The organism is Haemophilus sp. SZY H53 (assembly GCF_054332375.1).
This window is the reverse complement of sequence record NZ_JBTGNV010000004.1, coordinates 200,021-216,462: the sequence shown is the minus strand read 5'-3', so window position 1 is coordinate 216,462 and position 16,442 is coordinate 200,021. Positions and strand designations below refer to the sequence as shown.

Here is a 16,442-nt window from a genome sequence, read left to right as displayed (position 1 = left end):
CGAACTCAGAAGTGAAACGCCGATGCGCCGATGGTAGTGTGGGGCTTCCCCATGTGAGAGTAGGACACCGCCAGGTAGTGAATATAGAACCCCGAGCTGAATGGCTTGGGGTTTTTTGTTTTTAGATTTGAGTTTAATAAACTAAAAGTGCGGTCAAAATCAGAATAGTTTTATTAAAAGATGTTTAAATCTTTTAATGAGAAAATATAGGTGGAATGGTACAATCACCAAAATTTTTTATAGGATAAATAACACAAATGGCTCGTAAAAAGAAAAGTCGTAAAATTAGCGATATTATGCCAATTCGTAAATCAGATAAGAAACCTGAAGCACCTAAGCTATCAGGTAAAAAATTAACACGTTATGAATTAGATGCTAAAGCAAGAGAAGATAAGAAAAAACGTAAACATAAAGGTTTAGCATCGGGTTCTCGTCATAGTAACGCTGAGCAAAATAAGCATAATCAAGTCGTTGAACAAAAAGATCCGCGTATTGGCAGTCGTAAAAAGGTTCCACTGATTGTTGAATTTGTGAATAAACCTGAGAAAGGGATAATAATTCCAGCAGTAAAAGAGCCGAAAAAACTTGCGCCTGAAGTTGAGTTAGAACGTTTAGAAAATAATGAAATTCTAAATGAATTGCTGGATGCCTTAGATGAAGGTAAAACGATTAGTAAAGCTGATCAACAATTTGTGGATGAATGTTTAGATCGTATTGCTCAGTTAATGGAAGAATTGGGTATTCAAGATGAAGATGAGACAGAGGATGATCTCTATCGAACCTTCGAGAAGATTGATATCAACCAATTCAGATAATTGTCATGTGGCCGATTATTTTCAGTATCATTGCTTTGGGAATTATTGCTGGTGTATCATTTTATGCTTTCAAATTACTTAGGAAGTTACGCCATCAAAACACTCTCATTAAACAGGCTAAAATAACGCGTACAAAACGCCTAAAAGAGAGTATGGTAATTATCGCTAAAGCGATGCAAAATGGAGATTGTAACCATTCAGAAGGAGTGATTCGTTTATCAATGCTTTTACTCCCTTTTGGACAATCTTTGCAGCCATATCAAGCGATGTATGCACTTTATAATATTGTAAAAGAAATGCCTACGCATGAAGCTCGGAAAGCATTGTTAAAAAAAGAAAGAATGAAACTCGATCTTGAGCGAGAAAGTGCAGAAGCAAAATTTGAAGAAGAAATTATGTTGGAGTTACGTCAGTTTTTAAATGACGTAGAGAAATTTGGGGAAGCTTAATGTCTGAAATTATTTGGGATCTTGCGTTAATTCAAAAATATAACCAATCAGGACCTCGTTATACATCTTATCCAACTGCATTAGAATTTAATGAAAGTTACACAAACGAAGATTTTATTGCAGCGGCTAATCGTTATCCGGAAAGACCACTTTCCCTTTACGTACACATTCCGTTTTGTCACAAACTTTGCTATTTCTGTGGCTGTAATAAGGTGATTACTCGTCATCAACATAAGGCGGATATTTATCTTGATTACCTTGAACAAGAAATCAAAGCGCGCTCAGAATTATTCAAAAATCGTGTTGCGACTCAAGTGCATTGGGGCGGCGGTACACCGACTTATTTGACAGAAGAACAATCTACTCGTTTGATGAAGATGCTTAAAGATCATTTTACGATTGCGGATAATGCAGAAGTCAGTATTGAAATGGACCCACGCGAGATTGAACTCGATATGCTTGATCATTTACGCAATATTGGTTTTAACCGAATTAGCATGGGTGTACAAGATTTCAATAAAGCGGTTCAAAAAGCGGTAAATCGTGAACAAGATGAAGAGTTTGTAAATGCTTTGCTTGTTCGTGCGCGTGAGTTAGGTTTCCAATCAACGAATCTTGATTTAATTTATGGATTGCCACTTCAAAATGTGGAAAGCTTTATGTTTACATTGCATAAAGTGATTGAATTGAATCCAGATCGTTTAAGTATCTTTAACTATGCTCATTTACCAAGTCGATTTGCAGGGCAAGCAAAAATTAAAGAAGATCAATTACCACCACCGGAAACTAAATTAGAAATTTTACAGAAAACGATTGAAACCTTAGGCAATGCTGGTTATAAGTTTATCGGTATGGATCACTTTGCTAAACCAGATGATGAATTAGCGATTGCTCAAGAGAAAGGTGTCTTACATCGAAATTTCCAAGGCTATACCACGCAAGAAGAATGTGATTTGCTCGGTTTAGGTGTATCAGCCATTAGTTTATTAGGTGATACATATGCTCAAAACCAAAAAGAATTAAAACATTATTATCATGATGTAGAAAATTCAGGTATTGCACTGCATAAAGGTTTAGCGATGACAGAAGAAGATTGCTTACGTCGTGATGTGATTAAGCAATTGATTTGTAACTTTAAGCTTGATTTTGCACCAATTGAAAAACAATATAATATTGATTTTAAAAAACACTTTGCTGAAGATTTACAGTTATTACAGCCATTACTTGAAGATGGGTTAATTTCTGAAACAGAAACAGGCTTACAAGTTTCGCCTAAAGGTCGATTATTAATCCGTAATATTTGCTTATGCTTTGATACCTATTCAAGAGCAGCAGCAAAACGACAACAATTCTCTCGAATTATTTAGTTATACAAAAAACGGTCAAGACTTAAATCTTGACCGTTTTTCTTTCAATCTATTTATTTCGCGATGCTTTCTAGTGCCCATAATTCGCTGAGATTTTCTCTGCGACGAATTAAGTGAGCTTTGTTTCCATCCACTAACACTTCAGCCGTACGTGGACGAGAATTGTAGTTAGAAGACATACTTGCACCATAAGCTCCAGCAGAGCGTTGAGCAATATAATCACCTTCAGCAATGGCGAGCTCACGCTGTTTGCCTAAGAAATCAGAGGTTTCGCATACAGGACCAACAACATCATAAATGGCTTTTTCACGCTCTAAAGTGCGGTCAATTTCAATGATGTTCATATAAGCTTCATAGAGCGCAGGACGAATCATATCGTTCATGCCAGTATCGGTAATCGCGAAGTTACGGCTTTCATTACTTTTTAAGTATTGCACTTTAGCAACTAGGATACCCGCATTCGCCGCAATCGCTCTACCTGGTTCCAGAATAATTTCGAGATCTTTATAATTTTTTAATTTATTCAGTAACGCTGCGGCATAATTACTTGGATGAGGTGGCGTTTCATCAGTATAAGTTACGCCTAAACCACCACCGAGATCTAAGTGTTTTAACGTAATACCATCTTCTTTTAATTGTTCCATTAAACGAATGAGTCGATCAGTCGCATCTAAGAAGGGCTGTAATTCAGTCAGCTGAGAGCCAATATGGCAATCCATACCGGTAATTTTTACATGAGGTAAGGCCGCTGCTAATTTATAGACCTCACGTGCTTCATCTACGTTCACACCAAATTTATTTTCTTTCAATCCTGTGGAAATGTAAGGGTGTGTATGAGCATCAACATCGGGATTCACGCGTAAAGAAATGGGTGCGATTTTTTCCATTTCGCCAGCAATTTGGTTGATATGGTGTAATTCCGCAACAGATTCCACATTAAAACAACGAATGCCCACTTCTAACGCACGCATAATTTCGGCACGAGATTTTGCCACACCGGAAAAAACCACTTTTGATGCGTCACCACCTGCTGCCAATACGCGTTCTAATTCACCCTGTGAAACAATATCAAAGCCTGAGCCTAATTTTGCCATTACATTTAATATGCCGATATTAGAATTGGCTTTTACGGCATAGCAAATTAAATGTGGATGATCTCCTAAGGCTGAGTCAAAGGCGTGCCAATGGCGTTCAAGTGTTGCACGAGAATAAATATAAAGCGGTGTGCCGAATTCTTCAGCGAGTTGTTTGACGGGCAAATCTTCAACATAAAGTTGCTCGTTTTTATATTGGAAAAAATCCATGACGAATCCTTTAAGTGCGGTCAGTTTTTATTGTGTTTTTTGTGTGTTTTGCGGCTGTTCTTTTTCAGGAAAATATAATGGCCCTTTTACACCGCAACCTGTAGCTAAGGTGCAGAATGCACTTAATAACAAAATAGAAAGTAATTTTTTCATTTTTCAATCTCTCTAATCAGTAAAATCTACCTTTGCCAACGAGGCGAAAGGCTTTATAATTCACGGCATTCTATCAGATTTAATCGGAAAATTTTATGAATGTTGCAGAATTTCACCAAAATATTGAACAGGTTTGGCAAAAAATTGAAGAAGCGTTAGAGAATCAAGGTTGTGATGTGGATTGCGAAACGCAGGGTTCGGTATTCACGATCACATTTGATGACCGCTCACAAATCGTGATTAATAAGCAAGAACCCCTTCTTGAGCTTTGGCTTGCGAGCCGCTTGGGTGGATTTCATTTTGCCTATAAAAACAATGATTGGGTAGCAAATGATGGTAAACGCTTTTGGGATTGTTTAACCGAGGCGGTTGCCGCTCACGGAGAAACGGTAACATTCTAATGGCCGAACTCGCGGAATATGCCCCGCAAAAAACAGACTTAAAAACGACCGCACTTCATACGTTACGGTCTGTTTTTGGTTACCAATCTTTCCGCAAAGGGCAGGAAGAAGTGATTCATGCTGCGTTAAGCGGTCAGGATGCCTTAGTGGTGATGGCCACAGGAAATGGCAAATCCCTGTGTTATCAAATTCCAGCACTTTGTTTTCCCGGTCTCACATTAGTGATTTCGCCTTTGATTTCTTTGATGAAAGATCAGGTGGATCAACTCCAAGCAAACGGCATTGAAGCGGATTTTCTAAACTCTAGTCAGACGCCAGAACAACAACAGCAAGTTGAAAATAAGCTGATTTCAGGTCAATTAAAATTATTATATGTTTCGCCTGAAAAAGTGATGACAAACAGCTTTTTTCAGCTGATTTCTTATGCTCAAATTTCCTTTATTGCTATTGATGAAGCGCATTGTATTTCACAGTGGGGGCATGATTTTCGCCCTGAATATACCCAACTTGGTAGCTTAAAAGCAGCGTTTCCAAATGCGCCAATTATGGCATTAACGGCGACAGCGGATTACGCGACAAGACAGGATATTCTCACTCATCTTAAATTGGATAATCCTCACAAATACATAGGCAGTTTTGATCGCCCAAATATTCGTTATACGTTGGAAGAAAAGTTTAAGCCGATGGAGCAGCTTACGCGTTTTGTTTTAGCTCAAAAAGGCAAAAGCGGCATTGTATATTGTAATAGTCGTTCGAAAGTAGAACGTATAGCCGAAACTTTGAGAAATAAAGGCGTGTCGGCTGCGGCGTATCATGCGGGAATGGAAACCGCACTGCGTGAACGAGTCCAGCAAGATTTCCAACGAGACAATGTTCAAGTTGTGGTTGCGACGATTGCGTTTGGCATGGGAATTAATAAATCTAACGTACGTTTTGTCGCCCATTTTGATTTGCCGAGAAGCATTGAATCATATTACCAAGAAACTGGTCGTGCGGGACGAGATGATTTACCAGCGGAAGCGGTGCTTTTCTACGAACCGGCTGATTATGCGTGGTTACAGAAAATTTTGCTTGAAAAGCCAGAGACGCCACAACGTCAAATTGAACAACATAAATTGGAAGCCATTGGTGAATTTGCCGAAAGTCAAACTTGTCGCCGCTTGGTATTACTCAATTATTTTGGTGAATATCGTCAAACACCTTGTCAAAACTGCGATATTTGTCTTGACCCGCCAAAGAAATATGATGGCTTAATTGATGCGCAAAAAGTGATGTCGACGATTTATCGTGTGGGGCAACGTTTCGGTGTGCAATATGTGATTGCGGTATTGCGAGGGATGCATAATCAAAAAATTGTAGAACGCCAACATGATAAGTTAAGTGTTTATGGCATTGGTAAAGATAAAAGCAAAGAACATTGGCAATCTGTCATTCGCCAACTGATTCATCTTGGTTTTATTCAACAAGTGCTTGGTGAGTTTAATAGTGCCACGCTTCAGCTCACAGAAAGTGCTCGCCCTGTTTTAAAAGGCGAAGTGCCGCTTGAATTAGCGATGCCACGCATTTCATCCATTAATAAAATTGTGCATACGTCTCATAAAAATACGGTAGTAAATTACGATAAAGATCTGTTTGCTCGTTTGCGTTTCTTAAGGAAGCAACTTGCGGATAAAGAAAATATTCCACCTTATATTGTCTTTAACGATGCAACGTTACAGGAAATGGCGCAATATATGCCAACAAGTAATATTGAGATGTTACAAATTAATGGGGTGGGTGCGATCAAATTGGAACGCTTTGGGCAGCCGTTTATGGCATTGATTCGAGAGCACAAAGCAATTTTAGAAAAGGCAGAAAAAAGATAAGTGCGGTTAAAAAACAGAGAATTTTTCAACCGCACTTTTTTTCTAGCTTGCTCTTACATCTTGTTCATCGCGTAATTGACGGTCAAAGACTTGTGCACAATCATCGGTACCCGAACCATACCAAGTAGTATCACGCAATGCTACTTCACCTTTACGGTATTTTTCCACTTCGCTTTTCTTCACCAAATAACCCGTTACACGAATCAAATCGGTGTTTTTAAGGTAAGTGGTGATGTAGCGGTAACCTTGAGCAAATGAGCCATCGATAATATCAACGACGGCATCTAAATGATCCACATAGGTTTGGTCAAAGGCAAACAAATCTCCCGTACCTGATGGGAAGTACTTATGGAATGGCGCTGATTGTTTTAAATGAGCTAATAATGTTGGTTCTTCACCCACACGAATACGATGCGCAGGCGCATTACGTTTATCTTCTTCATGATTGCTTGCACCCACTTGCGCATGTAATAAATAACGGTTGCCCGTGCGTTCAGCATACACGCCTTCATGGTTATCCGTGACTTCTTTTAATTTATCCATAATCAAGGTTGCAATTTCATCACCGCGTTGGCTTTTACCAAAGGTTTCGTTTAAGCCTTCTTGTTGCAATAAATGATTTGCTGCATCAGCGAGACCAACAATAGCAAACATCCCTGTAAAATTAGTCCGTTTGATAAAACCTTCTTTTTCGAGGAATGAGGTATTGAAGAAGTTGCTTTCTTCTACTACAAATTTATGACGTTTATCCATAGTGGATAGCGCGCATTTTGCAACACGAGGTAAAAGTTCATTGACCATTTCATCCACGGTTTTACAGGCGCGCGCGATAGTCCCTAAGCGCAAACGAGTGAGGGTATAAGCCCCACCACATTCAGGAAGTGCGTTGTAGCAGCTTGCAATACCATATTGTTCGCCTAAGTCAGAAATGTAGTAAGCATCGTTGGCAAAAGACGGTTTAGAAACCAATAAGCAGGCTTTTGCTGCTAATTCTGCAAATTCACGACTTGTTTTACTCTTATCGTAACGAATGGTCATATTTGGTGTTGGTGCTTCCAACTCAATCACCGCTTTTAAAATCAAACGCCCTGCTTTGGTGTCATAAGGCCCAATATTGGCATGACAGAATGAATCTGGCACGGTTTTATCCACATGATTTAAGAAACGTTTAATTTTGATGTAGTCTTGTTCTTCATCGGTAATAAACGGGTCAAGTAGCATGTCTAATCGCCCAATGTAAACCGGGAATGTGGTAATTGATGGCACGTGGGAATATAAAATCAATAAGCCATCTAATGCTTCATCAAGATCTTTTGGTGCGGGCAATTCAAGGAATTCACAGCCTTTTTTAATATACACATTGTAATCCGGCAAAATATAGCGAGGACGATAAATCGCATAGCCTTCGTTTAAATCACAGATCATTTGATTTTGAAGGAATTGCCATTCTTCATCCGTATAGCCTAATAATTCACGAGGATCAAATAATCGCTCGGCAATATTGCCTAAACACATGAGTTTTTGTTGATAGGTGAGCGTGTTGGATTTTACGGTATCCAAAATATCTTGAAGAGATGCAAGCATAATAATGTCCTGATTAAAAAGGGTAGCTTATTTTAAGTCAGTGAATGAGTAATGACAATTTTGACAATGTGATCCGCATCACATTTATGATATTTATCAGTCAATTCGGTTATATCATATGACGTTAAAATGTTTGGGTTTTATCGGATTTCCCATTATGATGTTGGCGTTAAACATAAACAGGAATAATATGAAAAAAGCACGGGTGATTCCCCACACCAGTTGGGCAGCCAAATCGCTATGGTCAGTCGAAGGTAAAACCATGTCGATGCTCTTATTTGCATTGGCAATACTGGGCATTGGAGATGGCTTAATTGTGCTCGCTAATTTGGGCTCTTCACCTTGGACCGTGCTTTCTCAAGGTGTGGCATTACAAGCTAAGGTGAGTATCGGTTGGTCATCATTTTGGATTAGCTGTTTGGTAATGTTAGCTTGGATTCCCTTCAAATTAAGGCTTGGGCTTGGCACCATTCTAAATATTATTGTGATTGCCTTTTTCCTTGGCTTAACCACGAAAATTGTGCCAGAACCAACCGCACTTTTTAGCCGAATTTTATTCGATGGAATTGGGCTTTTGCTTTATGGATTAGGGACGGCATTGTATTTAACCTGTCATCAGGGGGCAGGCCCGCGGGATGGTTTAATGGTGGGGCTTTGTCAACGATTTCATTTAAAAGTGGGGATTGTGAGAACAAGTCTTGAAGTGTCGGTTTGTGTATTAGGTTATATTCTCGGCGGCACAGTCGGAATTGGTACCGTTGTTTTTGCCGCCGCGATAGGTTGGATAGTGCAGTTATGCTTAAACTCAATTGCTCGCTTGCCACATCTTCCGCACGAAGGGGATAATCTCCACTAAGGCATCATCAATAGAAATTAAACCTAAATTCATTTCCTCTTTCCCTTTTGGCGGGCAGAAAGCAATGTGTTTGTCTGCATCGTTAATCGGTTTCCAACGACGAGGCTGAGATGACCGACTATTTGGATAGAATCCGATCGTTGGCACATTGAATGCACTGCTTAAATGCAATGGTCCAGTAGAGCCTGCAATGAATAAATCCGCACAAGCCAGTGAGTGTGCAAAATCCACTAATCCTTTATTCTTATCGTACACAACCACATTTGGGTTATCGATTTTTGCTGCTAGCTCATGGGCCTTTTCACTTTCACCCGGTCCTGCCGTTAAGATAATCTGGCAATCAAATTCGCTTAACAAGCTTTGTATCAATTGAGCATATTGTGACAATGAGAGACTTGTTGCTGAACCACCTGTTCCGCTATGCACAAACACCCATTTTTTGTCTCCCGATAAGCCTAATTGTTCTTGAAGAAAAACACGTTGATTTTTAACCGCACTTTCAGGAAGTGAAAGGTAAGGTGGTTTGGGTTCCACAATCGGCATATGGTGTTTTTTTAAGAACGCCCGAACCAAATCTTGATTGTATTCTGCTTCAGATTTTTCTGAGCGTGAACGGCGTTGTGTTAAACGATGGTTATAAAGGATTTGCACCCATTTTGTTGCGGGTGCAAGACGATAAGGAATTCCACTTTTCCATGCTAATTTACCGTTATGAGTATTGGAAAAGAAGCTAATCATGCCATCAAATTGCTGCTCTTTGATTTCTTTAACAAGACGATTAACATCCGCTTTGTCGTTCTTGGCATTATCAATGATGACATTATCTAAATAGGGGCAAATTTGAGCTAATGGGGCCGTATAAGCTGGCACAAGTGCGGTCAGTTTTAGCTCGGGATTTGAGGCTTTCAACATCGCAAAAGCCGGAAACGCCTGAACAAAATCCCCCAGTTTATCGTTACGAATGACTAAAATTTTCATTATTCTGCCTTTTGCCGTGTTCTTATTGCGGTATAAAACACAATCGTTAAGAAAAAGTAAAAAATAGTACCTGAATTATGTACCAAGAAACCTTGGCTTAAGCCATAGATCATCACAGATAAAATATGGGCAACGCCTAACGTTGCAATTAGCTTGATCTCATTATTTGCTGTTTTCAGGTTTTTCATAAAGGTACGTAGAGGGATAAATAAAACAGCAAGTAAGGCGAGCAACCCAACTATTCCTCGTTTTGAGAGGTCGTCTAAATATTGATTATGGGCATGCGTAAATTGTCCAATGTCACCCGTGACAATTTTTTCTTTCGTATCTAACTTACGCTTTTCTGTCGCCCCTTGAATGCCCCAGCCAAATAAAGGCTTTTCTTTTGCCATTTCAAGTGCACTTTTCCACATTTCAAAACGCGCACCTAGAGAAGTATTGCCATCATTATTATCCAAGTAAAGTTGGATATCTTTTCGTGCAACGTCAATCCGTTCCATAATTCGGTTATTGGGCATTTGGCTAATGCCAACGCTTGCTACGGCAATGATTCCAAAGAAAGTCAGGAAAAAACGTTTCGAAAGAGAATGGCGATAGATATAAAGGATAACAATAAGTAAGATAGGTAATGTCACCCATCCTCCACGAGCAGTGGAAAGTAAACTTCCTATGATGCCACATAAACCACCAATAACACTAAGAGCGGTTAATTTTATGTCTTTTTTCTGATGGGCATAGAGGGCAATAACTAGGCTAAAAATACCTAATGACATAGAAATGTCACCACCTTGAATATGCATAATTCGAGGATTTTGCTCTGGGCGTAAATTCAACATAAATTTATCATAAAGTGCAACACAGGTGGAACTCATTCCACCAAGAGGAATCGCATAATTCAAAACGCAAGTTTTGATTGGGTATTTTAACAATAAAAACAAGATAGGAATTAAGAAAACTACTCGACTTGCCGTATCGATATCGCGCATTTTCCCTCCATGAATGAAGAGGGAAAAAATAAATGTAAAGAAATAAAAAAGGTAACTATAAATTAACCATTTGTCCACTTTTGATAAGTTTAATAGTGTTCTCTTGATTAAACTATAAATGCCATAACCTAAACTGATTAACATCAGTAAAACTGGTGCTGCATTATACCCACCCTTGACAATAAAAATAGAAAGAAAGAATAGTGTTACCGCAAAATTTATGATGGTGGGTAACCAATTTTGTTTTGTTATGTACATAGATAATGGCCGATATTTTGGGGGAGATTACATTAAAAAACCGCACTAGAAAGTGCGGTCTTATTTTAGTCTATTTTTATGGATTATAAAACATCAACGCAGTTTAAGTCTTCGAAAGATTGTTCTAAGCGTTTAGAGGGAGATTCCTCCATTGTCTCTCCAGATAAATGATTGTAGGTAGTACTTAAATAGCAATAGAAATTATTCATGAAAGCCAGTTAATTATCTGGTATAAACTTTTACCTTATTTTTATTAAGATGTTTTACTAAAAACTCTTTTCAAAAATCAGATTAATATTCTTCTGTTGATAAGAATACATTTGAGGAATGTTACTTATTTGCTTTTTCCAAATAAACTGTAGTTTAGGTGTAATTCCCTCCAAATGCCAATCTCGTTTCCAAACTAATAAATTTAGAGAATAAATATGATCTTTACGGTTTTTATTAAAGGAGAAAATATCTAAATTACCTAATTTAGCAACATCTTTATAATTTCGTTTAATAAATGACACGGCTATTTGTGAAGATATTCCTTTTCCCCAGTCTTGTCCCCAACCTAAACGTAGGCCTTTGCTTTTAGAACCATATTGCCTTACTTGAGTTTTTTCATTTATCCAGTCACCTCCAATATAGAAAAATTGTCGAGTGTTTGGCTGAAAAATTAAGGTTGATGTAAGCTGTGTTAGATGTCCATTAAGCTCTTTTTCAATAAAATAATGTTGTTTTTCAAATTCAGCAGAATAAGATAGTTGCCAATGTGGGTTAAAGTGAAAATCATATTCAACTTGCACACCATTATTCCAGCGATAACGATGGTTGCCATACCAACGACGCTCATAAAAAGGTTTCACTTTTATTATATGAGATGCATTTTTATAGGCATAACCTAAAAAAGTGCGGTTTAAAATATCATCATATTCATGATTATCCCAATACTCTTTACCCCAAGCTCGATTGCCGAATAAAAAATAGTGAGAATCGAATAAATTCAAATCTCGAGAAACCGAGAAAAAATATCCAACTCCATGGGCTGATTGTGGCAACATTTTTGGGGATTTGGTCAGTACTGCACGATTAGACAATGGCACATAATTGACATTTGCTGCATGGTTGACATTTTTATCTCGGATATAATGAGCTGCAAAATCTATCTCCCAACTTTGTCTCTTATCTAATGCTTGCAGATAATTATTAATAACCAACAACGAACCATCAGGTAGATCTTTTTCCACTTTTGCTTTTTCAAATTGAGTTCTTGCTGCACTATCTTGCCTTTGATGAAATAATGCAATCGCTAACTCGATTCTAACTGGGTTTAATTCTGGGTTTTCCGATAAGACTTGTCGATAAAGCCGAATTGCTTCGTAATAATCTTGTTCTAAAAAGGCAATACGCCCTTGTGCAAATTGAGCTAAATGTTTATTGAAATGAGGATTATATTGATACAGATCTATTAATCGGGCCAGTTCTTTTCCAGATAAAGAATATATATTTTCGGATAATAGTTTTTCAATCATTTTAGGATTACTTTGAAGATATGTTATATCTGGTAACGATAATGTGTGAGCAGTCGCAGAAAATGAAAAAGATGAGTAGAATAGCCAAAATAACGCTTTTTTCATATTACACCTAATAAAATAGGCGGAATAACCCGCCTATTAACATATAAAAATAAATTAACGATAGCCACCAAAAGAAGTATTTAATGCTGAATTATTATCAAAAGTTACAATACCAGCAGCTTCTTCGGCATTTGGCCCATATAATGCACCTGTATATTTACCACCGTCATTCAAGAATACACTAGCTTTACCACTAAAACTATTACCATTTAAACTAGTTTCATGCAGAGTAATATCACGAGCAAGTGGCATCTCAATTTTTCCATCAACTTTTTTAGTATCAAAATTTACATTAAGAGTGGTTTTTCCATCTGCTTGTACGCCATTAATATTTTGAGCAATGATACTATCTCTTGCACGCACTGCATGCCCCGTATAAGTTGCAGAGCCTTTTGGAATACTTGAAGTTGGTGTTACTGTACCTTGATAACGAATTTCTTGGCGAGTTTTATCGTGATTCACCCACACACCGTAAAATGAATGATTTTGGTTATAACCAATTAGTGTTCCATCCATCGTATTACCGCCAGTTAGTCCTTTGTCACTATTATTTAAATCAAATTTTGTACCATCTGGTGTTTGTGCAGTACCAGAACCACCACCAGAACCACAAGCGACAGCTAAGGCTGATAATCCTAAAATAGCAACATTATTTAATTGTTTTAACATAACGATTTCCTCATTTTTTCTTAGTTAGAAAGATTAACTTTAATTCTAATAGGAAACTAGACTCTATATCTCAACTGTCCAGTTGTTAATTTAAAAATCATTTGGTGAATTTATTATTTGGGTTATCGTTATAATTATTAAATGCAGAAAATATTTGATGAAAAAGCACTTTTTAGCCAACGGTTACGAGTTGCTCTTGAAGCCGCTTCTTACGGTACATTTAAAGTATCAGACATTGAGAGGGAATTTAACTTACGTTATGTTTCAGGGTCTGTCACACCCCAAGCAATTTATAAATGGCTAAATGGTCAATCAATCCCTTCTTTTGACAAAATCCAAGTACTTGCCGATTGGTTAAATGTTTCTGCAGAATGGTTAAAGACCGGGGCAAGTAATACCACTTTAAATGCACAATCACTTATTGAAAAACAAGGTTTAGAGAGTTTCCTTCAATTAAATAATGAGCATAAGTATTTAATTCTCAATTTGATGCAAGCACTTCTTAGAACCTACCCATAGCCTCATCTCCTTGTGTTAAGAAACTATATTTAAAAATAAAAGAATCAATAAAATACTTGCTATAATCAAGCTATCTTTATAGGTTCCATTAAATTTATTTTCTGTTAAACAATAAAAATAAAGACATGATAAAAATAATATTGTGTATTAGTTAGTAGAATTCAATATAGAAGCGTTAATCCATTACTGATATTTAATAAATTCGAAGATTAATTCCTAAATTAAAATAAAAGGCTAAATTCTATTAGAATTTAGCCTTAATATTTAAATATAATTTACAGGATTATAAAACATCAACGCAGTTTAAGTCTTCGAAAGATTGTTCTAAGCGTTTAGACATAGATTCTTCCATTTTACGTAACCAAACACGTGGATCGTAGTATTTTTTGTTTGGCGCATCTGGGCCTTCTGGGTTACCTAATTGACCTTGAAGATAAGCTTCATTTGCTTTATAGAAGTTCAAAATACCATTCCAAGATGCCCATTGAGTATCTGTATCAATGTTCATTTTGATTGCACCATAACTAATTGCTTCACGGATTTCTTCGCGACTAGAACCCGAACCACCGTGGAAAACGAAGTTAATTGGTTTAGCAGGAAGGTTGCGTTCTTTTGCAACGAACTCTTGTGATGCACCTAAAATAGATGGTTTTAATTTTACGTTACCTGGTTTGTAAACACCGTGTACGTTACCGAATGCTGCTGCAACGGTAAAGTTAGGGCTTACAGGGTTTAATTGGTCGTAAACATAAAGCACATCAGATGGTTGAGTATATAAACGAGATTCATCGACATCTGAGTTATCTACGCCATCTTCTTCACCACCGGTAATACCGATTTCGATTTCAAGGGTCATACCTAACTTGTCCATACGAGCAAGGTATTCACGGCAGATTGCCATGTTTTCTTCCATTGGCTCTTCAGATAAGTCAAGCATGTGAGAAGAGAATAATGGACGACCAGTTTCTGCAAAGTGTTTCTCACCCGCTTCAAGTAAGCCATCGATCCATGGAAGTAATTTTTTCGCCGCGTGGTCAGTATGAAGAATAACGGGTACACCATATTCTTTGGCTAAAGTATGAACGTGTTTCGCACCTGCGATCGCACCTAAAACATCTGGACGTGCCCCGGTGGTTGGTTTGATACCTTTACCTGCGTAGAAAGCTGCACCACCGTTTGAGAATTGGATAATTACTGGCGCTTTTACACGTGCAGCGGTTTCCAATACCGCATTTACGGAGTCAGAGCCCACGCAGTTCACTGCAGGGATTGCGAAGTTGTTTGCTTTGGCATAAGCAAAGATTTTTTGTACATCTTCACCTGTTACTACACCTGGTTTTACGATATCTAATAATTTAGCCATAGTTGTGTTTCCTTTTGTTTTGGAGGATTCATTCCTCCGTTTGAAAAATCAATATTTATCCCCTCTGTGCAGAGGGGACAGAAGCCATTTAATTAACCGTTCGCACGTTTTTCAAGAATTTCTACTGCTGGTAATACTTTACCTTCAACGAATTCTAAGAATGCACCGCCACCGGTAGAGATATAAGAGATTTTATCTGCAATACCGAATAAATCGATAGCTGCTAAAGTATCACCGCCACCTGCGATAGAGAATGCATCGCTGTTTGCAATCGCGTGAGAAATGATTTCAGTCCCTTTACGGAAGTTAGGGAATTCAAACACGCCAACTGGGCCATTCCATAAAACGGTTTTTGCATTTTTGATGATTTCAGCTAATTGTTTAGCAGATTTATCACCGATATCGAAGATAGATTCGTCATCTTTTACTTCAGTCACTGATTTTTCTGTTGCAGGTGCAGTTTCAGAGAATTCAGTACCAACACGTACATCAACCGGAACAGGAATATCTGTGCTTGCGGCTAATTCTTTTGCTACAGGGATTAAATCTGCTTCATATAATGATTTACCCACATTGTGGCCCGCTGCTGCAATGAACGTATTTGCAATACCACCACCCACGATAATTTGGTCAGCAATTTTTGAAAGAGAATTTAATACTTCTAATTTAGTGGAAACTTTAGAACCGCCTACGATCGCGACCATTGGACGAGCAGGTTCTTTTAGTGCTTTACCTAATGCATCTAACTCAGCCGCTAATAATGGACCTGCACAAGCAACCGGTGCAAACTCTGCTACGCCGTAAGTTGATGCTTGCGCACGGTGAGCCGTACCGAATGCATCCATCACGAATACATCACAAAGTGCGGCATATTTTTTACCTAATTCAGGATCGTTTTTCTTCTCACCTTTGTTCACGCGAACGTTTTCTAAAACAACGATTTCGCCTTCTTTAACATCCACACCGTTTAAGTAGTCTTGCACTAAACGCACATTGAAACCTGCGTCTTTTAAGTAATCAACAACCGGTTGTAAAGAATCTTCAGGTTTGAATTCGCCTTCAGTTGGACGACCTAAGTGAGAGGTAACCATCACTTTTGCGCCTTTCTCTAAAGCCAGTTTTAACGTCGGGATAGTCGCACGAATACGCGCATCAGATGTCACTTTGCCATCTTTTACCGGTACGTTTAAGTCTGCGCGAATAAATACACGTTTACCTTTTAAATCTAAGTCGGTCATTTTGATTACTGACAT

The 16,442-nt window shown here is 38.1% G+C and carries 16 protein-coding genes and 1 rRNA gene; 8 read left to right on the top strand and 9 right to left on the bottom strand.

Features of this window, described 5'->3' with window-relative positions:
- From rrf to hemN, 4 genes are all read left to right on the top strand, one after another.
- Positions 1-76: ribosomal RNA gene (gene rrf / locus ACXVWB_RS05810) — 5S ribosomal RNA — on the top strand; the annotation flags it as partial.
- Positions 77-257: 181 nt separating this feature from the next.
- The gene (gene yihI / locus ACXVWB_RS05805) at positions 258-815 is read left to right on the top strand and encodes a Der GTPase-activating protein YihI (RefSeq protein ID WP_289901662.1); all 558 of its coding nucleotides are present in this window, start codon (positions 258-260) and stop codon (positions 813-815) included.
- 5 nt (positions 816-820) lie between these two features.
- Entirely contained in the window at positions 821-1,264 is a 444-nt protein-coding gene (locus tag ACXVWB_RS05800) for a DUF2489 domain-containing protein (protein ID WP_289901661.1), read from the top strand.
- Complete coding sequence (hemN, locus tag ACXVWB_RS05795; RefSeq protein ID WP_289901660.1) at positions 1,264-2,631, top strand: oxygen-independent coproporphyrinogen III oxidase; 1,368 nt, start codon at positions 1,264-1,266, stop codon at positions 2,629-2,631. The genes ACXVWB_RS05800 and hemN overlap by 1 nt, the downstream gene beginning before the upstream one ends.
- A 53-nt stretch (positions 2,632-2,684) precedes the next feature.
- Here the strand turns inward: hemN and lysA are convergent, their stop codons facing one another.
- Both lysA and lptM read right to left on the bottom strand, forming a co-directional pair.
- Positions 2,685-3,935 carry a diaminopimelate decarboxylase gene (gene lysA, locus ACXVWB_RS05790; protein WP_289901659.1) on the bottom strand — a complete coding sequence of 417 codons (1,251 nt, stop codon included), beginning with the start codon at positions 3,933-3,935 and terminating at the stop codon, positions 2,685-2,687.
- Between the two features lie 27 nt (positions 3,936-3,962).
- Complete coding sequence (gene lptM, locus ACXVWB_RS05785) at positions 3,963-4,088, bottom strand: LPS translocon maturation chaperone LptM (protein WP_005697346.1); 126 nt, start codon at positions 4,086-4,088, stop codon at positions 3,963-3,965.
- A gap of 95 nt (positions 4,089-4,183) precedes the next feature.
- Between lptM and cyaY the strand changes: the two genes are divergently transcribed.
- Together cyaY and recQ are read left to right on the top strand one after the other, a co-directional pair.
- Positions 4,184-4,489 (top strand): iron donor protein CyaY, encoded by a 306-nt coding sequence (gene cyaY / locus ACXVWB_RS05780; RefSeq protein WP_289901658.1) that lies wholly within the window; start codon positions 4,184-4,186, stop codon positions 4,487-4,489.
- Positions 4,489-6,354 (top strand): DNA helicase RecQ, encoded by a 1,866-nt coding sequence (gene recQ / locus ACXVWB_RS05775; RefSeq protein ID WP_289901657.1) that lies wholly within the window; start codon positions 4,489-4,491, stop codon positions 6,352-6,354. The genes cyaY and recQ overlap by 1 nt, the downstream gene beginning before the upstream one ends.
- Before the next feature lie 42 nt (positions 6,355-6,396).
- On the opposite strand, the gene ACXVWB_RS05770 is transcribed toward recQ, so the two are convergent.
- Positions 6,397-7,938, bottom strand: coding sequence for a YjjI family glycine radical enzyme (locus ACXVWB_RS05770; RefSeq protein ID WP_289901656.1), 1,542 nt, complete (start codon positions 7,936-7,938; stop codon positions 6,397-6,399).
- Between the two features lie 190 nt (positions 7,939-8,128).
- Here ACXVWB_RS05770 and yczE point away from each other — a divergent pair, with 190 nt between their 5' ends.
- Positions 8,129-8,794, top strand: coding sequence for a membrane protein YczE (gene yczE, locus ACXVWB_RS05765; RefSeq protein WP_289901655.1), 666 nt, complete (start codon positions 8,129-8,131; stop codon positions 8,792-8,794).
- Here the strand turns inward: yczE and ACXVWB_RS05760 are convergent.
- The 4 genes from ACXVWB_RS05760 to ACXVWB_RS05745 all read right to left on the bottom strand — a co-directional run bounded on the left by ACXVWB_RS05760 (position 8,744) and on the right by ACXVWB_RS05745 (position 13,307).
- Positions 8,744-9,775: a glycosyltransferase family 9 protein gene (locus ACXVWB_RS05760; protein WP_289901663.1), complete on the bottom strand. Its 1,032-nt coding sequence runs from the start codon at positions 9,773-9,775 to the stop codon at positions 8,744-8,746. The two genes, yczE and ACXVWB_RS05760, sit on opposite strands and share 51 nt — an antisense overlap.
- Positions 9,772-11,016 carry an O-antigen ligase family protein gene (locus tag ACXVWB_RS05755; RefSeq protein ID WP_289901654.1) on the bottom strand — a complete coding sequence of 415 codons (1,245 nt, stop codon included), beginning with the start codon at positions 11,014-11,016 and terminating at the stop codon, positions 9,772-9,774. The genes ACXVWB_RS05760 and ACXVWB_RS05755 overlap by 4 nt, the downstream gene beginning before the upstream one ends.
- A 266-nt stretch (positions 11,017-11,282) precedes the next feature.
- Positions 11,283-12,638, bottom strand: a complete 1,356-nt coding sequence (locus ACXVWB_RS05750; RefSeq protein ID WP_289901653.1) for a porin family protein — start codon at positions 12,636-12,638, stop codon at positions 11,283-11,285.
- A gap of 54 nt (positions 12,639-12,692) precedes the next feature.
- Entirely contained in the window at positions 12,693-13,307 is a 615-nt protein-coding gene (locus ACXVWB_RS05745) for a Slam-dependent surface lipoprotein (protein WP_289901652.1), read from the bottom strand.
- A gap of 141 nt (positions 13,308-13,448) precedes the next feature.
- On the opposite strand from ACXVWB_RS05745, the gene ACXVWB_RS05740 reads away from it, so the two are divergent.
- Positions 13,449-13,826, top strand: a complete 378-nt coding sequence (locus ACXVWB_RS05740; protein WP_289901651.1) for a helix-turn-helix domain-containing protein — start codon at positions 13,449-13,451, stop codon at positions 13,824-13,826.
- A 283-nt stretch (positions 13,827-14,109) separates the two neighbouring features.
- Here ACXVWB_RS05740 and fbaA read toward each other — a convergent pair whose 3' ends face one another.
- On the bottom strand, positions 14,110-15,189 hold the full coding sequence (fbaA, locus tag ACXVWB_RS05735) for a class II fructose-bisphosphate aldolase (RefSeq protein ID WP_126470328.1): 1,080 nt from the start codon (positions 15,187-15,189) through the stop codon (positions 14,110-14,112).
- A 92-nt stretch (positions 15,190-15,281) separates the two neighbouring features.
- Positions 15,282-16,442, bottom strand: coding sequence for a phosphoglycerate kinase (gene pgk, locus ACXVWB_RS05730; protein WP_289901650.1), 1,161 nt, complete (start codon positions 16,440-16,442; stop codon positions 15,282-15,284).